This is a genomic window from Mesorhizobium vachelliae (assembly GCF_033977325.1).
In the GTDB taxonomy this organism is placed as follows: Bacteria; Pseudomonadota; Alphaproteobacteria; order Rhizobiales; family Rhizobiaceae; genus Mesorhizobium; species Mesorhizobium vachelliae.
Genome location: NZ_JAVIIR010000001.1, coordinates 149,046 through 166,710, shown reverse-complemented (window position 1 = coordinate 166,710; position 17,665 = coordinate 149,046). Strand labels below are relative to the sequence as shown.

18 protein-coding genes are annotated in these 17,665 nt (G+C 65.7%); 11 read left to right on the top strand and 7 right to left on the bottom strand.

The annotated features are described in order from the left end of the window. Positions 1 to 3: 3 nt before the first annotated feature. Genes RFM41_RS00855 through RFM41_RS00825 form a run of 7 tightly spaced genes read left to right on the top strand, consistent with a single transcriptional unit; the run spans position 4 to position 6,016 of the window. On the top strand, positions 4 to 1,200 hold the full coding sequence (locus RFM41_RS00855; protein WP_320245644.1) for a UxaA family hydrolase: 1,197 nt from the start codon (positions 4 to 6) through the stop codon (positions 1,198 to 1,200). Next, the gene (locus RFM41_RS00850) at positions 1,197 to 2,000 is read left to right on the top strand and encodes an ABC transporter permease (RefSeq protein ID WP_320245643.1); all 804 of its coding nucleotides are present in this window, start codon (positions 1,197 to 1,199) and stop codon (positions 1,998 to 2,000) included. The genes RFM41_RS00855 and RFM41_RS00850 overlap by 4 nt, the downstream gene beginning before the upstream one ends. Beyond that, positions 1,997 to 2,749: an ABC transporter permease gene (locus RFM41_RS00845; RefSeq protein ID WP_320245642.1), complete on the top strand. Its 753-nt coding sequence runs from the start codon at positions 1,997 to 1,999 to the stop codon at positions 2,747 to 2,749. Before RFM41_RS00850 ends, RFM41_RS00845 begins: the two co-directional genes overlap by 4 nt. Beyond that, a complete protein-coding gene (locus tag RFM41_RS00840) occupies positions 2,746 to 3,546 on the top strand; it encodes an ABC transporter ATP-binding protein (protein ID WP_320245641.1) in 801 nt (266 codons plus the stop codon). Before RFM41_RS00845 ends, RFM41_RS00840 begins: the two co-directional genes overlap by 4 nt. Before the next feature lie 20 nt (positions 3,547 to 3,566). Next, positions 3,567 to 4,799, top strand: a complete 1,233-nt coding sequence (locus RFM41_RS00835) for an ABC transporter substrate-binding protein (protein ID WP_320245640.1) — start codon at positions 3,567 to 3,569, stop codon at positions 4,797 to 4,799. A 39-nt stretch (positions 4,800 to 4,838) separates the two neighbouring features. Beyond that, positions 4,839 to 5,738 (top strand): NAD(P)-dependent oxidoreductase, encoded by a 900-nt coding sequence (locus RFM41_RS00830; RefSeq protein ID WP_320245639.1) that lies wholly within the window; start codon positions 4,839 to 4,841, stop codon positions 5,736 to 5,738. After that, positions 5,735 to 6,016 carry a UxaA family hydrolase gene (locus tag RFM41_RS00825; RefSeq protein ID WP_320245638.1) on the top strand — a complete coding sequence of 94 codons (282 nt, stop codon included), beginning with the start codon at positions 5,735 to 5,737 and terminating at the stop codon, positions 6,014 to 6,016. Before RFM41_RS00830 ends, RFM41_RS00825 begins: the two co-directional genes overlap by 4 nt. 32 nt (positions 6,017 to 6,048) lie before the next feature. Here the strand turns inward: RFM41_RS00825 and RFM41_RS00820 are convergent, their stop codons facing one another. The 4 genes from RFM41_RS00820 to RFM41_RS00805 all read right to left on the bottom strand — a co-directional run bounded on the left by RFM41_RS00820 (position 6,049) and on the right by RFM41_RS00805 (position 10,331). Beyond that, a complete protein-coding gene (locus tag RFM41_RS00820; protein WP_320245637.1) occupies positions 6,049 to 7,104 on the bottom strand; it encodes a succinylglutamate desuccinylase/aspartoacylase family protein in 1,056 nt (351 codons plus the stop codon). 88 nt (positions 7,105 to 7,192) lie between these two features. Continuing rightward, complete coding sequence (locus tag RFM41_RS00815) at positions 7,193 to 8,365, bottom strand: MFS transporter (RefSeq protein WP_320245636.1); 1,173 nt, start codon at positions 8,363 to 8,365, stop codon at positions 7,193 to 7,195. A 131-nt stretch (positions 8,366 to 8,496) separates the two neighbouring features. Continuing rightward, the gene (locus tag RFM41_RS00810) at positions 8,497 to 9,873 is read right to left on the bottom strand and encodes an FAD-containing oxidoreductase (protein ID WP_320245635.1); all 1,377 of its coding nucleotides are present in this window, start codon (positions 9,871 to 9,873) and stop codon (positions 8,497 to 8,499) included. Beyond that, positions 9,870 to 10,331 carry a DUF4126 domain-containing protein gene (locus tag RFM41_RS00805; RefSeq protein WP_320245634.1) on the bottom strand — a complete coding sequence of 154 codons (462 nt, stop codon included), beginning with the start codon at positions 10,329 to 10,331 and terminating at the stop codon, positions 9,870 to 9,872. The genes RFM41_RS00810 and RFM41_RS00805 overlap by 4 nt, the downstream gene beginning before the upstream one ends. A 147-nt stretch (positions 10,332 to 10,478) precedes the next feature. On the opposite strand from RFM41_RS00805, the gene RFM41_RS00800 reads away from it, so the two are divergent. Continuing rightward, complete coding sequence (locus tag RFM41_RS00800; protein ID WP_320245633.1) at positions 10,479 to 11,036, top strand: sugar O-acetyltransferase; 558 nt, start codon at positions 10,479 to 10,481, stop codon at positions 11,034 to 11,036. Here the strand turns inward: RFM41_RS00800 and RFM41_RS00795 are convergent. Then, a complete protein-coding gene (locus RFM41_RS00795) occupies positions 11,023 to 12,009 on the bottom strand; it encodes a helix-turn-helix domain-containing protein (RefSeq protein ID WP_320245632.1) in 987 nt (328 codons plus the stop codon). The two genes, RFM41_RS00800 and RFM41_RS00795, sit on opposite strands and share 14 nt — an antisense overlap. Positions 12,010 to 12,134: 125 nt before the next feature. On the opposite strand from RFM41_RS00795, the gene RFM41_RS00790 reads away from it, so the two are divergent. The 3 genes from RFM41_RS00790 (at position 12,135) to RFM41_RS00780 (ending at position 14,482) form a co-directional block, all read left to right on the top strand. Continuing rightward, positions 12,135 to 12,776, top strand: a complete 642-nt coding sequence (locus RFM41_RS00790; protein ID WP_320245631.1) for a cysteine hydrolase family protein — start codon at positions 12,135 to 12,137, stop codon at positions 12,774 to 12,776. A gap of 161 nt (positions 12,777 to 12,937) precedes the next feature. Next, positions 12,938 to 13,153 carry a hypothetical protein gene (locus tag RFM41_RS00785; RefSeq protein ID WP_320245630.1) on the top strand — a complete coding sequence of 72 codons (216 nt, stop codon included), beginning with the start codon at positions 12,938 to 12,940 and terminating at the stop codon, positions 13,151 to 13,153. Between the two features lie 15 nt (positions 13,154 to 13,168). Next, positions 13,169 to 14,482, top strand: a complete 1,314-nt coding sequence (locus RFM41_RS00780) for a hypothetical protein (RefSeq protein WP_320245629.1) — start codon at positions 13,169 to 13,171, stop codon at positions 14,480 to 14,482. Positions 14,483 to 14,549: 67 nt separating this feature from the next. On the opposite strand, the gene RFM41_RS00775 is transcribed toward RFM41_RS00780, so the two are convergent. Continuing rightward, the gene (locus RFM41_RS00775; RefSeq protein WP_320245628.1) at positions 14,550 to 16,229 is read right to left on the bottom strand and encodes a formate--tetrahydrofolate ligase; all 1,680 of its coding nucleotides are present in this window, start codon (positions 16,227 to 16,229) and stop codon (positions 14,550 to 14,552) included. 311 nt (positions 16,230 to 16,540) lie between these two features. Beyond that, positions 16,541 to 17,665 (bottom strand): DUF2333 family protein, encoded by a 1,125-nt coding sequence (locus RFM41_RS00770; protein ID WP_320245627.1) that lies wholly within the window; start codon positions 17,663 to 17,665, stop codon positions 16,541 to 16,543.

Here is a 17,665-nt window from a genome sequence, read left to right as displayed (position 1 = left end):
CAGATGCCGCCACTTGCCTCCGACAACGGGGAAATCGATCGCCTGCCGTCGTTTCTCGGCTTCAGGCGAGCCGATGGCAGCGTCGGAATCCGCAATTACGTGCTCGTCCTGTGCATCAACGGGCTGGCGCTGCGGGTGAGCGAGCGGATCGCCGCCAGCCTGGAGGGCGCGCTGCTGGCGGCCACGAGCGCCGGCAGGGGACATGTCGAACCGGATCTCGGATTGCACGTTGATCAACTCGTGGGCCTTGGCCGCAACCCCAATGTTGGCGCGGTGCTGGTCGTCGGGGTCGACGCGGCGACGACCGCGATGGTTTCAGCTCGCATCTCGGAAGGCGGCAAGCCCGTCGCCAGCGTCTCCTTCGCCGAGCAGGAGGAAGATATGCTTTCGGTCCTGGAGCAGGGCATCAGGCGAGGCGCCGCGCTGCTGCGCGAAACCTCTCGCGCCCGTCGCGAGATACTGCCGGGGACAAAACTGGTCGTCGGCGTCGAATGCGGCCATTCCGACGCGACGTCGGGGCTCATCAGCAACCCGGTCGTGGGCGCCACAGTGGACCTTCTGGTGTCGCGCGGCGCGACCGTCATCGCCGGCGAGACCGTCGAGTGGCTGGGCGCCGAGCATATCCTGGCCGGCCGCGCCCGCGATCCGTCGATCGCGCAAGGAATCCTGCAGGCGGTGGAACGCAGGGAAAGCTTTGCCAGCGCGTCGGGCCGCAGCCTGACGGGCAACAATCCCGGCGAGGAGAATATTCGCGGCGGGCTGAGCACGATCGAGGAGAAGTCGCTCGGGGCCGTGGCGAAGACAGGCAGCTGCCCGATCGACGGGATGCTCTCGGTCGCCGAGCCGCCGCCGGCCGGCGGGCTTTATCTGATGGACGGCCCGTCCTTCTCGCCGGAATCGATGACCGGCTTCACCGCTGCCGGCGCCCAGCTCATGCTGTTCACCACCGGGCCCGGCAACAGCACGGCGAGCGCGCTCGCGCCGACGATCAAGATCACGGCCAGGCGCGAGACCGCGCGCCGGCTGCCCGAGCAGATCGATTTCGATGCCAGCCCGGTCGGGGAAGGGGCCGAGACGATAGAGGGCGCCGCGCGCCGGCTGCTCGCGACGATATTCGAGGTCGCCGGCGGCACGCTGACTTTCGGCGAGATATTGGGAGAGGGGCTGGAAGTTCCGACCCGGATACGAGGCTCGCTTTGAGCGCGGTTTCCTCGACAGGCGCGAAGGCGGCCAGCCCCACGCGGCTTGGGGGCGTTCTGGTCTATCTGCGCACGATGGCGCTGTTCGTGCTTGCCTGGTACGCCGGATCGCTGCTGGTGCCGTCGAAACTGCTGCTGCCGTCGCCGCTGGCGGTTGCCGCCGCGCTCCGCGACACCGCGCTTAACGGCGAGCTGTTCGGCAATGCGCTGATCAGCCTGGCCAGGCTTTTGGCCAGCCTGCTCGCCGCTGCCGCAATCGCCGTGCCGCTCGGCCTGCTGATGGGCCGCAGCCGGCTGTGGAACGACCTGCTCGAACTGCCGGTCGAGATGCTGCGGCCGATCGCCGGCATCGCATGGATACCGCTCGCGCTCTATCTCTTCGGTATCGGCCATCGCCTGCCGCTGTTCATCATGTTCTACACGGCGTTCTTCCCGTTGCTGGTCGGCACGGCCGCGGGCGCCGTCGCGGTCGACAGGCGCCTCATCGCCGCGGCGCGCACGATGGGCCTGTCGGGGTCGACGATCATGCGGCGCGTCATCGTGCCGGCGGCGCTGCCGGCGATCCTGGTCTCGGCGCGGCTTGCCGTCGCCGCGTCATGGACCGCCGTCGTCGCCGCCGAGCTGGTCGGCGCGCCGAACGGGCTGGGCTACGCGATCGAATATTATCGCAGCATGCTGTCGACACCAACGGTGATGGCTTTCATCGTCACGATCGGCGTGCTCGGCTTCCTGACCGACAAGGGCCTGCGCCAGCTTTCGAAGGTCTTGACCCCGTGGGCGCAGACGGGAGCGACGCGATGAAACGCATCGCGCTCCGTCTCGTCGTTCCGGTTCTGCTCATCGTCGGCTGGCAGCTTCTGGCCACGGGCTCGGCCCAGGCGCCGCGGCCCAGCACTGTGGTCGAAGCCGCGGTCGCCATGCTGCGGGACGGCGACCTGCTCGCCGGCCTTGCCACCAGCCTCGGGCGCGTCTTCGCTGGCTTTGCCATCGCGGCCTGCGTGGCAATTCCGCTTGGCATCGCCATGGGCAGCATGCCTGCGGTCGAGCGCAATCTCGATCCGCTGGTGGAGACGTTCCGGCCGATCGCGGCGCTCGCCATCCTGCCGCTCGTCATCCTCTGGCTGGGCTCGGGCTCGGGCGCGGCAATCGCGATCGTCGCCTACGCCGCCTTCTTCCCGATCCTGATCAACACCATCTCGGGCGTGAAGCGCATCGAGCCCAGCCTGATGCGCGCCGCGCTGACCATGGGGCTCACGCCGCTCACCCGCATGCGCGTGGTGCTGCTGCCGGCGGCCTTGCCGTCGATCCTCGTCGGGATGCGCATCGGCCTCGGCATCGCCTGGACGGCGATCATCGCCGCCGAGCTAGCGGTCGGCGCCAAGTCCGGCAGCAGCGGCGGCATCGGCCAGATGATGTTCGTCTTCTACGCCTACTCGATCGACCTGAACGGCATGGTCGTCTGCATGATCGCGGTCGGCATCGTCGCCTTCGCCCTCGACCGCGCCCTGCGCTGGGCGCTCGCCATCACCGTACCGTGGAGCCGGATATGAGCGCGCCGAAGATCCGGCTCGATAGCGTCAGCAAGTCTTTCGGCGGCTCGGTCGTCGCGGTCGAGAAGCTGTCGCTGGACATCAGGGACGGCGAGTTCCTTGCCATTGTCGGACCTTCGGGCTGCGGCAAGACGACGGTGCTCAACATGCTCGCCGGCCTCGAGCCCGCGACGTCCGGCACCATGACGCTCAACGGCAAGCCGATCGAAGGACCGGGCGCCGAGCGCGGCGTGATGTTCCAGGACTACGCGCTGTTTCCCTGGCGCACGGTGCGCGGCAATGTCGAGTTCGGACTGGTCTACGGGCCGGCCGGGCATGGGCTTTCGCCGGCCGAGCGCACCGAGCGCGTCGAGCGCACCATCGAGATGGTCGGGCTCAAGGGCTCGCAGGAGAAATATCCGTACGAGCTCTCGGGCGGCATGCGCCAGCGCGTGGCGCTGGCGCGGCTGATGGCGAGCGAGCCGGAAATCCTTCTGATGGACGAGCCGCTGGCTGCGCTCGACGCGCAGACCCGCGTCATCCTGCAGGACGAGTTGCTGCGGATCTGGGGGCAGGACCGCCCGGCGCCGGAACGGCGCACGGTGGTGTTCATCACCCACGCCATCGACGAGGCCGTGTTTCTGGCCGACCGGGTGGCGGTGCTGAGCAGCCATCCCGGCCGGCTGAAGCAGATCATCGACATCGACCTGCCGAGGCCGCGCGGCGACGCGACCCGCCGCTCCGGCGATTTCGCGAGGCTCTGCCAGTCGATCTGGGAGCTGATCCGAGAAGAAGCATATCGCGCAACGATGAACTGACGACAGGACGGAGGAATGTCATGACAAGATTTACGCAGAGCATTTTCACCCGGCGCATGTTCCTTGCGGGCGCCACTGCGGGCGCCCTGGCCATGCCCGCGATCGTGCGGGCGCAGGACCGCAAGACCGCGAAAGTCTCGATCGGGCGCCAGCCTTACGCGGCGGGCAACTCGCCGCTGACGCAGCGCATGATCAACGAGAAGATGCTGGAGAAGGCGGCTAGCGAGCTCGGCTATGATCTCACGGTCGACTGGCGCGACTATCCTTCGGCCCTGCCCATGGTCGAGGCCTTCGTCTCGGGCGATCTCGACATCGGCATGTGGGGCAACACGCCGATCGTGCGCCTGCTGTCGCAGGCGCAGCCGATCAACATGCTGACCGTGGGCGAGGGCCACATGCGCATGGTGCTCGCCACCCGCAAGGGCTCGCCGATCAGGAATATCGAGGACCTGAAGGGCAAGACCGTCGGCGCGCTGGTCGGCGGCGATCCCTACAACGCGCTGTCGCAGATGCTGCTGCAGGAACTGGGCGACGCCGATCCGCGCGCCTTCAACATCAACATCGTCAACACGCCGACCCAGGCGGTGGCCGCATCCCTGCCGGAAGGCATGGACGCGTCAGTGGTGATCTACCCGGCCTTCCTCAAGGCCAATGCCGAAACCGGGCTGACGGGAATCATGAATTCCTTCGGCTATACCGAGGCCGGCTACAGCGGACCGGCGGGCGAGGGCGAAGGGCATTTGCTGCCGGGCGTCAAGAAGTCGAAATTCTATCCGGACGGCTACTATCTGCACCGTTCCTTCTGGATCTGCAGCGACCGCATCGTCGGCGACGATGCGCCGGTCGGCCAGGCCTTCCTGGTTGCCGCGCAGCGGGCGCTGGCGGAATTGCAGAAGGTCGATCTCAAGGACATTTCGCAGTCGGTCAACAAATATTGGGGCCTCGATCCCGCGCTCGGCGCCAAGGTCGTCGGCGACGAGGTGCTTTTCCAGCGCGGCTGGATATGGCCGACCGAAGGCGATGCGGCAGCGGTCAGCCAGATTTCCCAGTTCATGGTCGCCGGCAAGATGATCCCCGAGGCGCTGAGCTGGGATCAGGTCAAGGCGGCCTTCGGCAAGGCGGCTCCGCTGCTGCAGAAAGCCTATGAGGGGACGGGCAAGGTGCCGGACGAAAGCGGCTTCACCGACAAGAGCGCCAAGGACCTGCGCGGCTTGCCGGCCTGGCAGCTCGACCAGTGGAAAGCGCCTTCCTGAGGCGGCGCATTCCTTTGAAACAGTGAAAAGGAAGCATTGATGACCGAGGTTGGTTTTGTCGGGCTTGGAACAATGGGCGCCCCGATGGCCCGCAACGTGCTCAAGACGGGCTTTGGCCTCACCGTCTTCGATCTCAACCCGGCGTCGGTGGCGAAGCTCGTCGACGCGGGCGCCCGCGCGGCGGCTTCGCCGCGTGAGGTGGCGGAGCGGTCGGAGGTCGTCATCACCATGCTGCCGGACGCGCCCGACGTCGAGGCGGCCGTGCTCGGCGAGAACGGCATCGGCCATGGGCTGAAATCCGGCAGCCTCTATATCGACATGAGCACGATCGACCCGCAGACCACGCAAAAGATCGGCTCATGGCTCGCTCAGCGCGGCGTCGACATGATCGACAGCCCGGTCGGCAAGACCGTCGAGCATGCCATTGCCGGAACGTCGACACTGATGATCGGCGGCGATGCGGCGGTGCTGGAGCGCGCCCGCCCCGTACTGTCGGCAATGGGCGCGGACCTCATCCATTGCGGCGCGCTCGGCATGGGGCAGGCGATGAAGCTCACCAACAATCTCCTGGCGAGCGTATTGATCACCGCGAGCTCGGAGGCGCTCGTCGCCGGCGCCAAGGCCGGGCTGACGCTCGACACGATGATCAGCGTGCTCAAGACGACGATGGCCTGGAACCAGCAGCTCGCGGTCGCCATGCACAACCGCGCGCTCAAGGGCGACTTCGAGCCTGGCTTCATGGTCAAGCTGGCCCACAAGGATTGCCGCCTGGCGCTGGCGATGAACGAGGCGCTCGGCCTGGAAGCGCCGGTCGGTGCCGCCACGCTTGCGGTGCTTGGCGAGACGATGGACGCCGGCATGGCGGGCAAGGATGTCGGCGCGGTGCTGAAGCTCAGGGAAGACGCCGCCGGCGTCCAGGTGCGGCTGGCAAGTGCATGAGCCAGCCAGGCGCCATCGTGCTGCATGCCGACGACGATGTCGCGGTGCTGGTCGGGCCGGTGGAAGCTGGAGCGAGCGTCGCGACACGCGGCGCCCGCGAAGGGCTCGTGCTTACGGCCGGCGCATCGCTCAAGGCCGGCCACAAGCTGGCGCTGCGCGATCTGCCGGCCGGTGCCAAGGTGCGCAAATATGGCGAAGTCATCGGCCGGCTGACGGCGCCGGTCGCGGCCGGCGACCATGTCCATGTGCACAATCTGGAGAGCCTGCGCGGCCTCTGACCGGAAGCGCCGGCGCCGAAGCGTGCAGGGCTTCAGTCCTCCAGCGTGCCGGAGCGCGCGTCGGTGCTCCTGCCGTCGCCGGCGAGCTTCAGAAGATCCTCGCCGGCGCGGATGATGCGGCGAGAGCGGCGGGTCAGGATGAAGCCCGACTGCGGGGCAAACACTTCCGTGCGGCCGCCGGCCTCGCCGGGCGCATGCACGATCGTCGCCAGCCTGTCGCCTTTCCTGACGCGATCGCCGGGCTTGACGTCGTAGAGGATCGCGCCGGACTTCGGCGAGGGCATCATGTCGATGTTTTTCAGCGGCACGACGGGGCCGGAAAATGTCTCGAATTTTGGGACCGATGAGTCCTGAATGACAACGCGCGTCACCAGCAGGCGGTAGAGTCCCGCGGCATCGGACGCTGCCAGGTCAGCGTCGACATCGAGCATGCCGCGATATTCGACCGTAGTGACGGCGCGGCGATCGAAGCGCGCGACGCCTGCCGGCGCGTTCTGGTAGGGCATGATCGAGGCGCCTTCGAAGGTGCCGCTATTGTCCTCGCTCCACAGCAGGACGGCTTCGGCGCCCATGGCGGCCGCGCAGTCGGCCATGTGCGGCCACAGGCTGGTGTGGATGTAGAGATAGGCGAGACCTTCGTCGTCGCAGTGGAGGTCAAGCACGATATCGTTGCCGAGCGAGAGCTGGACGAGCCGGTTCTTCAGCCGGCGATCGGCGCCGCCGAGGCTGACATCCGGCAGCAGCCGGGCGTCGGGCGTGGCAAGCAGCGGGAAGGAGCGGTTGAAGTTGGTGCGGGTGCCGAGATTGAAGCGGCCCTGATGCTCGCCGAAATGATATTGCGCGCGGCCGATCGGATTGGCCCAGGGCACAATCGTGATCGGGCCCTTGATGCGGCCCTCGGCCTCCGCCTTAGTCAGCATCGGCATCAGCGCGTCGATGGCGACGACGCCCGGCAACTCGCCGGCATGCAACGCCGCCTGCAAATAGGCGGAAGGTGCCGCCTTGTCCTTGCCCTCGAAGCGCAAGACCGGAAATTCGTAGGCGACGCCTTCGCTGTCGCCAGCGATGCGTTCGATCGTCTTCTGCATGGGACACCTCCAATGGAGGGCCAGACATGCATGTTTGCGGCAGGACTGTCGAGTGGTCCAGCCGGGCCGGCTGTCGGGGCAGAAGCTGCTATTCGGCCGGTTGCGGCTGCATCACCGTGCGGCGGTCGAGCGCCTGCGACAGCACGGCCACAGCGACGGCCAGAAGCGCGAGCGCCGCGCCCACCAGCGGCAGGTTGGCGTAGGACACGCCCCAGGAGATGGCGAGGCCGCCGATCCAGGCGCCGCCGGCATTGCCGACATTGAAGGCACCCTGGTTGAGCGTGGACGCCAGGTTCGGTCCTTCGGCAGCCGCCTCGACGACCCGGATCTGCAGCGGCGGCACAACGATGAAGATCAGCATGCCCCACAGGAAGACGATCACCACGGCCACGCTTGCGATGGCGCCGAGCTCGGTGAAGACGGCGAAGAGCAGGGCCATGGCGAGCAGCGTGGCGATCACTGTTGGCATCAGCTTCCAGTCTGCCAGCCTGCCGCCGATGATGTTGCCGATGGTCATGCCGGCGCCGAACAAGAGCAGCACCCAGGTGACGGTCGTCGTCGACAGGCCGGAGACATCGGTGAGGTAAGGCTTGATGTAGGTGAAGACGGCGAACAGGCTGGCGGAAGCGAGCGAGGCGATCAGCATCGCCAGCCACACCTGCAGCTTGCCGAGCACGCGCAGCTCGCCCACTAGGCCGCCGCCGCTGGGCTTGGCGACATCCGACGGCACCAGCCAGGCTATGGCCGCGACCGAGATGAGGCCGATGCCGACGACGGCGAGGAAGGTGGCGCGCCAGCCTAAGGCTTCGCCGAGCGCCGTGCCGGCGGGAACGCCGAGGATGTTGGAGAGCGTCAGGCCGGCAAACATCAACGCGATGGCGCTGGCCCGCTTGTTGCGCGGCACGAGGCTCGCGGCAACGACCGAGCCGATGCCGAAGAAGGCGCCGTGGCCGAACGCGGTGAAGACGCGCGCCGCCATCAAGAGCCAGTAGTTGGGCGCGATGGCGCAGAAGAGGTTGCCGATGACGAAGAGCGCGGCGAGGCCGACAAGCACCGGCTTGCGCGGCAGGCGCGCGGTTGCCATGGCCACGATCGGCGCGCCGAAGACGACGCCCAGCGCATAGCCGGTGACGAGGAGGCCGGCAGAAGGGATCGACACGCCGAGATCGGCCGCCACTTCCGGCAGCAGGCCCATGATGACGAATTCCGTGGTGCCGATGCAGAAGGATGCAATGGCGAGCGCTAGGATCGGCAGCGGCATGGGATGTCCGGACTGAATCGGTTCAAAGTCGAGAGTGGCTTTAGACGCTCCCGGCGCGCAAGCGCCATTGTTGCAACGCAGCAATGCAGAAAGGCGAGGGCGACCCTTCGCCACCAGCCGACGGGCCAGCCTCAGGTCAGCGGTTTAAGCTCCTGGGCGATCGTGGGGAGCAACTCCGAGACATTGGGGTGAATGTGCATCGCCCGCGCGAGCGTCGAGATCGGCGCCTTGGCATACATGAGGTCGAGCACGCAGTGGATCGCCTCGTCACCGCCTGGTCCGAGCACGGAGCAGCCGAGGATCTCGCCGGTGTCGGCATCGGCGAGGATCTTCATGAAGCCTTGCGTCTCGCCCTTCTCGACCGCGCGGCCGACTCGCGTCATCGGCCGCTGTCCGACCAGCGCGCGGCGGCCGGATTTCTTCACGGCGGCCTCCGTCATGCCGCAGCGCCCGAGCGGCGGGTCGATATAGAGCGCATAAGCCTCGATACGATCGCTGACCTTGCGCGGATCGTTGTCGAGCAGGTTGGCGGCGACGATCTCGAAATCGTTGTAGGAGGTGTGGGTGAAGGCGCCCTTGCCGTTGCAGTCACCCATCGCCCAGATGCCGGGCACGTTGGTGCGCAACTGGTCGTCGACGATGATGTAGCCGCGCTGGTCGACCGCGACGCCTGCCTTGTCGAGGCCGAGATCGTCGGTGTTGGGCGTGCGGCCCAGTGCCAGCAGCACATGCGAGCCGATGGCCGGGGGCTTGCCGGCGGCGAAGCTGACGGCGATCTCGTCGCCCTTCCTGGCGAAGCTGATGTCACCGGCGCCGACATGAACGGCGATGCCCTCGTTTTCGAGGATGGACAGGATGGCCGCTGACGTGTCCTCGTCCTCGCGGCCGGTCAGCCGCGGCGCCTTCTCGATCACCGTGACCTCGGAGCCGAAGCGGCGGAACATCTGCGCGAATTCAAGCGAGATGTAGCTGCCGCCGACGACGATCAGGTGGCTGGGCAGCACATCGAGGTCCATCATCGAGGAATTGGTGAGATAGGGCACGTCGTTGACGCCGGGCAGATTGGGCACGGAGGCGCGGCCGCCGGTGTTGAGGAAGATCTTCGGCGCGGTGAGCAGCTCGTCGCCGACGCGAACAGTGTCGGCGGTGACGAAACGCGCGTGGCCGCGATAAAGCGTGCAGCCCTTCATGCCGGCGATCCATTTTTCAAGATTGCCGCGAGAGTCGTTGGTGACCTTGTCCTTGCGCGCCTTGATGCGCTTGTAGTCGACGCCGACGGGGCCCGAGATCGCGACTCCGTAGTCGGCGGCGCGGCGGGCGAGATGCGCGGCATAGGCGCTAGCCACCATGGTCTTTGTCGGCATGCACCCGGTGTTGACGCAGGTGCCGCCAATGAACTTGCGTTCGATCAGCGCGACCTTCATGCCGGCGGCCTCGAGCCTGCCAACCAGCGGTGGACCGGCCTGGCCAGCGCCGATGACGATGGCGTCGAAGCTCTTGGCGCTCATGCGACCGCCGCAACGATGAGCAGGCCGCCGATGATGGCCACCGCGTCCTCGATGAAGGCGGCGGGCGGATCCTTGCCGAAGGCGGCGGCCAGCCTGCCGCGCGCTTCGGCGCCGCCCAGCGTGCCGATCACCGCGCCGATGGCGCCCGCCACCAGGCCGCCGATGGTGGCGCCGGCAGTGGCACCGATCACCGCGCCGGAGAATGCGCCGGTCACGATGCGCGCGCCGAACTGCTGTGGGACCTTGCGGCTCGGCGTCGACGGCAGCTGGTCGGTGACCAGCTCAACGATCGCCAGGATGGTGAAGATGCCGACGGCGATCCAATGGCCCATGAAGCTCGCCCAGCTGCCTGTGACCGGCAGCCAGCCGAGATAAGAACCCCAGGCCACGGCCGCAGGCGCGGTCATGGCGCGCAGGCCGGCAATGACGCCTATCAGCAGTGCAAGAATGTAAAGCATGATCGACCCCCTCAAATGAGACCGTCGCACGGTCTCGCTACGGCAGGCTAGCATAAGCCAGGCGTTTGGCCACGAGGCTTCTGTCTGACAATCGATTATGCTTTGGCGATTATGCTTTGGCAGCAGAAGAAATCCGGAGGTGCCGCCATGATGGCGAGCGAACGCATGAAGATGGCGGCGGGCGAATGGTATACCTGCATCGACGACGAGCTGGAGGCGCTGCGCGTCACGGCGCGCGATGCGGTGTTCGAGCACAACGGCCTGCCGCCCAGGCAGCGCGGCGATATCGCTCCGGCCCTGCGGGCGCTGCTCGGCGGCGCGGGCGAGGGGGCGCGCATCGAGGCGCCGTTCCATTGCGCCTATGGCTTCAATCTGTTCCTCGGCGAGGGCGTCTTCCTCAATGTGGGCTGCACCATCCTCGACACCGCGCCCGTGCGCATCGGCAAGGGGACGCTGCTCGGACCCAATGTGCAGATCTACTGCGCCGAGCATCATCGCGAAGCCACCGGACGGCTGGCCGGACTGGAGATCGCAAAAGCCGTGACGATCGGCGACAATGCCTGGATCGGCGGCAGCGCGGTGATCCTCGCCGGCGTCAGCATAGGCGAGGGCGCCATTGTCGGCGCCGGCGCGGTTGTGACGCGCGACGTGCCGGCGAACACCACCGTCGTCGGCAACCCGGCGCGGGTCGTCACAAGAGGCTGAGTCCGCCTGGCGCCTGGGTGCTTCGGGAAAACTCGCGCCGGTATTGCCTCGGCGAGGTTCTGAGCCGAGCGGCGAAATGCTGGCGCAGCGACGTGGCGCTGCCGAAGCCGGCTTCGAAGGCCACGATGTCCATCGACTTGTCCGTCTGCTCCAGCAGCCTTTGCGCAAGTGCTACGCGCTGGTCGGCAAGCCAGTCGCCGAAGCTGGTGCCGGTGGTTTTCTGGAAGCGGCGCGTGAAGGTGCGGCGGGTGAGGCCCGCTGCTTCGGCGACGCTGTCCAGGCTGTGCGCTTCGCCGAGAGAGGCCCGCACGTCATCGAGAGCCTTGGTGAAGCGGTCGGCGCTCGGCGTCGGCGCAAGCGGGCGCTCGATGAATTGCGCTTGTCCGCCCTGCCGGTGCGGCGAGAGCACGACATGGCGGGCAAGCCGCAGCGCCGCCTCCGCGCCATAGCGGGCGCGCACGATGTGCAGGCAGCAGTCGAGCCCGGCGGCGACGCCGGCGGAGGTGATGATGTCGCCCTCGTCGACATAGAGCACGTCGGCGTCGATCGCGATGTCGGGATGAAGCTTCTGCAACCGATCCGTATAGGCCCAGTGGGTGGTCGCCTTGCGCCCCGCAAGCAATCCGGCGCCGGCGATGGCGAAGGTGCCCAGGCACAGACCGACGATCAGCGCGCCGCGGCGATGCGCGCGTTGCAGAGCATCCTTGAACGGCGTGGCCAGGGAATCCTCGAGATCCTTCCAGCTCGGGATGATGACGATGTCGGCCTCCTCGAGCGCGGAAAGCCCATGTGGCACGACGATGCTCAGCCCCGCATCGGTATGAATGGGTCCCTCTTCCATCGCGCAGACGCGGAAGTCGAAGCGCGGCAGCCCAAGCCTGGTTCGATCGGCGCCGAACACAAGGCATGGCACGGAGAGATGGAACGGGCTGATGCCGTCGAATGCGACAGCGGCGATGATCGGGTTCTTCATGGCAAGCTTCATTCCGTTGAAAGGCGAATGTCCCAATTCTTTCGATTGATGTCAATCGGGCCACTTTCTCGACCCGAAACATCTGCCTAGCTTTGGTCCATCAACACGGTCGAAAGGAAACCGCCATGTCAGCACCCGCCACCCAGCCACGCCGCGCGCTTGTCGTCGTCGATGTCCAGAACGACTATGATGGCGGCAATCTCGCCATCCAGCATCCGCCCTTCGCCGACAGTGTCGCCAATGTGGGGCGCGCCATGGATGCCGCCGCGGCGGCAGGCATCAAGATCGTCGTCGTCAAGCAGATGGCGCCCGAGACCTCACCGATCTTCGCCAAGGGCAGCCATGGCGGCGAGTTGCATCCCGAGATCGCCAGGCGCGGCCGCGACCACTATGTCGAAAAGACACTGCCTTCGGCCTTCACCGGCACGGATCTCGAGGCCTGGCTGCGCGCCAATGCCATCGATACGATCGCGGTCGTCGGCTACATGACCCACAATTGCGATCTGTCGACCATCATCCACGCGGTGCATATGGGCTTTGCCGTCGAGTTCCTTTCGGATGCCAGCGGCTCGGTGCCCTATGCCAACAGCGCCGGCTTTGCGTCGGCCGAGGACATACACCGGGTGGTGAGCGTCGTCCTGCAGTCGCGCTTCGCCGCGGTGCTGAAGACCGCCGAGTGGGTCGATTGCCTGAAGACCGGGAAGCTGCCCGAGCGCGACACGATCTATGCATCGAACCAGCGGGCCTTGCAGCGGAACGCCGCCTAGTCCCGGATCCTTTCGCGCAGCAAGGGCGCCGCCAGGATCGCGGCGCCTTTGCTTTGACGGCTGATATCCAGGCGGAGCGTGAGCCATTTCACGGACGCCGCTCCGGTATTTTGCGAAAGTCACCGCGCATGTGAGTAAGCGCGGTTGGCTTGGGGGCTGGATTGAAGGCGCGCGTTGCACGAACCGTGGTCTTTCTGGCGCTCGCCGTTGGCGCGGCGCTGCTGCCGTGGCCTGCCTTCGCGCAAGTCCCGCCGCATGCGCCAGGCACGATCTGCTTCACGCAATTCTTCTGGTGCTGGGCACAGCCGCCCGGGCCGGCCGGCTATCCCTGCGGTTGCCCATCGCAATATGGCTTCGTGCCGGGCTATCTGGGCTAGTCGTCGGGGGGTGAGATGACGACTTCCCACGATCCTCTTGTCTCCGGGTTGCTTGCCGACGCCAAGCTCGTTGCCGGCTACGGCCGCTACGGCGTGTTCAAGGACAGCGCGCTGTTCGCCGCGATCGGCGATGCGGAAAAACTCAGTGATGCGACGGCAAGCCAGCCTGAAGTGGTCAAACTTCAGACGGTGCTCAACGACTGCTCCAACACCGTGCCGTTTTCCACGCTGGCTGCGCTCCGCACCGGCTGGTCGCCGGGCGACATGTCGCGCCGAACCGCGCTGGCGACCTATTTCCTGATCGCGCTCTCGGTGACGATGATGATCGTCATCGGCAAGCTAACCTATGTCTACAACAGGGGCGTGTCGATCAACGCGGAGCTGCAGGAGATCGACAACAATGATTTCAGCGCCCGGTTCGGGCAGTCGATCCGGCAGGTTTGGGCGACGAAGAAGCAACTGAGCTCGGCCACCGCCCAGCAGGCGTCGACGACCGACCTGACGCTGCTGAAAGACGCCTATTACAATTCCGTCGACAGCCTGCATTCACTCGACCAGCGGTTTTCCTCGCTGCTGGTGCGGGCGCAGGGGTTCATGACGCAGGAGGCGCCGTTTCCGCTCTGGGGCATGCAATGGGCCTATTGCAAGCTTTCGGCCTCCTCGGCAAAAGCGGGCGCGCCGCTTGATTTCTCGAACCCCAGGCAGATGGCCATAGACCAGTTCTGTGGCCAGCAAATCGCGCTGGCGCAACAGCAAGGCGGAGGCGAGAGCAGCCAGCCGCTCAAGCAGTCGGATTTCGATTGCAGGAACAACGGCGACATGCAGGGCGGCGTGCAAGCCGTCAGCGCCGCCGGCACGGCCGGCCAGGTGGAAGACGTGAACGCGGATTTCGACGAGGCGACACGCGACCTGCAATGCGAAGGCGTCATCACCATCACGCCGAATTCGATTTCGACGCTGACATTGCAGGCCAAGACGCTGAGCGAGGTCCTCAGCCCCTATGCGCTGTGGGTTCTGCCCGCGCTCTACGGCGCGCTTGGCGGCATCATGTTCCACATGCGCATGATCCTGAACCCGCTTCTGCCCAATCCACCGTTATCCCGGCTCATCCACCGCATCGCGCTCGGCGGCCTTGCCGGCATGATCCTCGCCTGGTTCATGGCGCCGGGCACCAAGCTCGGCGGCGAGGTCACCGGCATAGGCTTCAGCCTGTTCACCTTCGCTTTCCTGTTCGGCTTCAGCCTGGATATCTTCTTCGCCATCCTCGACCAGTTCGTCTCGATGTCGGTCGCCGGCATCAAGAAGTTCGGCTCGCCCACGGTGGCATGAAAGCCGGTGACGCAAAAAGGGCGCCGCGATGAGGCGGCGCCCTTGATCGTTTCCAGCCTGAGGATGCTTAGAACAGGCCTTCGATCTGACCCTGTTCGTTCAGGAAGATCTTTTCCGAGGATGGGGACTTGGGCAGGCCCGGCATGGTCATGATCTCGCCGCAGATGATGACGACGAAGCCGGCGCCGGCCGAGAGCCGAACCTCGCGGATCGGCACCGCATGGCCTGTCGGCGCGCCGCGCAGATTCGGATCGGTCGAAAACGAGTACTGGGTCTTGGCCATGCAGACCGGCAGCTTGCCGTAGCCGGCTTCCTCCCAAGTCTTGAGCTGGTCGCGCACCGACTTGTCGGCGATGGCCTCGGAACCGCGGTAGATGCGCTGGACGATGGTGTTGACCTTCTCGAACAGCGGCATCTCATCCGGATAGAGCGGCGCGAACTGCGACGCGCCGGATTCGGCGAGCGCCACCACCTTGTTGGCGAGATCCTCGATGCCGGCCGAGCCCTGCGCCCAGTGCTTGCACAGGATCGCCTCCTCGCCCATCTGGGCGACATAGTCCTTCATCGCCTGGATCTCGGCCTCGGTGTCGGAATAGAAGTGGTTGATGGCAACCACTGCCGGCACGCCGAACTGGCGGATGTTCTCGATGTGGCGGCCGAGATTGGCGCAGCCCTTCCTGACCGCCTCGATGTTTTCCTTGCCGAGGTCTTCCTTCTTGACGCCGCCATTCATCTTCATGGCGCGCACGGTGGCGACGATGACGGCGGCGGCCGGCTTCAGCCCCGCCTTGCGGCACTTGATGTCGAAGAACTTTTCAGCACCGAGGTCGGCGCCGAAGCCGGCTTCGGTGACGACGTAGTCGGCGAGCTTCAGCGCCGTCGTGGTCGCGACGACCGAGTTGCAGCCATGCGCGATGTTGGCGAACGGGCCGCCATGCACGAAGGCCGGGTTGTTCTCCAGCGTCTGCACCAGGTTGGGCTGGATGGCGTCCTTCAAAAGCACGGCCATGGCGCCGTCGGCCTTGAGGTCACGGGCATAGACCGGCGACTTGTCGCGGCGGTAGGCGACGATGATGTCGCCGAGGCGCTTCTCGAGATCCTTGAGGTCGGTGGCCAGGCACAGGATCGCCATCACTTCCGAGGCGACGGTGATGTCGAAGCCGGCCTCGCGCGGGAAACCGTTGGCGACGCCGCCCAGCGAGCAGATGATCTCGCGCAGCGCCCGGTCATTCATGTCCATGACGCGGCGCCAGGCGACGCGACGGGTATCGATGCCGAGCTCGTTGCCCCAGTAGATGTGGTTGTCGATCAGCGCCGAAAGCAGGTTGTGGGCGGTGGTGATGGCGTGGAAGTCGCCTGTGAAGTGGAGGTTCATGTCGTCCATCGGCACAACCTGGGCGAGGCCGCCGCCGGCGGCGCCGCCCTTCATGCCGAAGTTCGGGCCGAGCGAGGCTTCGCGGATGCAGATGACCGCCTTCTTGCCGATGCGGTTGAGGCCGTCGCCGAGACCGACCGTGGTGGTCGTCTTGCCTTCGCCGGCCGGGGTCGGGTTGATGGCGGTGACAAGGATCAGCTTGCCGTCCTTGTTGCCCTTCACGGACTTGATGAAATCGGCCGAGACCTTCGCCTTGTCGTGGCCATAGGGCAGCAGATGCTCATTCGGGATGCCGATCTTGGCGCCGATCTCCTGGATCGGTTTCTTCTTAGCGGCGCGCGCGATCTCGATGTCGGACTTCACTTCGGCCATGACGGCTTTCCTCTGGATTGGACGGTGGAGGGTTTGATCATCTGTGCATGTTCGAAACGCCCCGCGGACGCAAGGGCAAGTTCTAACCCTGTCGCAGCCGCGGCGTCAACTTCCATGCAACTAAGTTTCCTACGAAGAAAGAATATTGCTGTTCCCGGCTCGACCCTGCTCGGGTCTTCGGCCCCGGTCGTTTGCGGCGTATAGAAGCCAGAGCGAAGGCCGTTCCGCCGTCTCAAAACAGCCGCTGAATACGCGAAAAGCGACAGAGGCGACGGCGCAAATCCACCATCGCCGTGTCGCTTCGAACGGCGCTACTGCGTGAGCACGTTGCTGATCTCGACCATGTTCGAGCGCACGCGCAGGATATAGAAGCCCATCGTCGTCAGATGCGTCGGCAACAGCCAGCCATCCTCGCGGCCGTTGGCGATGATGAAAGGCTGGATGCGCAGCGCCGACACGAATTGGGCGTCCATCGTATCCCACAGATTCTGCAGGTGCTTTTCCTTGATCACACCCTCGAAGTCGGCCTGGGCGCCCTTCATCAGGCCGTAATAGGCGTAGAGCTGGCCGTAGGCGAACCAGAAGCGATCGTCAGCGCGGAAGTCGAACCAGCCGGCGTTGTGGTTCTCGGCTCGCTCCTTCAGAATGGCGGAGGTCGAGCCGATGTCGCTGGCGATGCGGTCGATATATTGCTTGAGATTGTCGGCGCGTGCGTCAAATGTCGTCTGGCATGCGGCCAGCCGGGCATTGAAGGAACGCAACTTGCGGATGGCGTCGCGGTAATAGCTGGGCGTCGGCGTTTTCGGGCCGAACGGACTCAGGCCGAAATACCAGGTGTATTCGTCGAATTGCAGGTTGCCGCGGGCATCCTGGAGATCGGAGTCGATCTGAGACGTGGTGCGCACGCGGCCGAGGTTATCGGCAAGCTCGGTGGCCGTGCGCCGAACCGCCTGGTTGATGCCGCGCTGGAAGGAGGCCTTGTTGTCCATCCATGGCGTATCGTCCCAGTTGATGCCGAACAGACCGAGCTTGTAGAGGATCATCGACGAGATCCAGGCGTTCTGGTTGACGTTGAAGTCCGTCAGGTCAGCCGCGACCTGCGCAATTCCGGAATTGCCGCATGTCTTTGCCGTGTCGGTGCCGGTGCCAGCCGAAACCTGCTCGCCGGCGGAAACATTGCGCTTCTCGAAGGTGTATTTGTCGACGTAGTTCGGATCGAAGTTGTTCCACCACTGGGTGGCGTAGAAGAAATTGGCGTAGAGGCCGATCAGCACCAGGAGGGCAAGGCCGACCACCGCCTTGAGGATCCAGCCGCGCTGTCCGTACCAGCGGCCGACCCACATGAACGGCCATAGGATGACACCGATGACGAAGCCGATGCCGCGGCCAATCCATTGAAAAATCAGGGTGAAGAAATTCACGATCGGGTCAAGCAT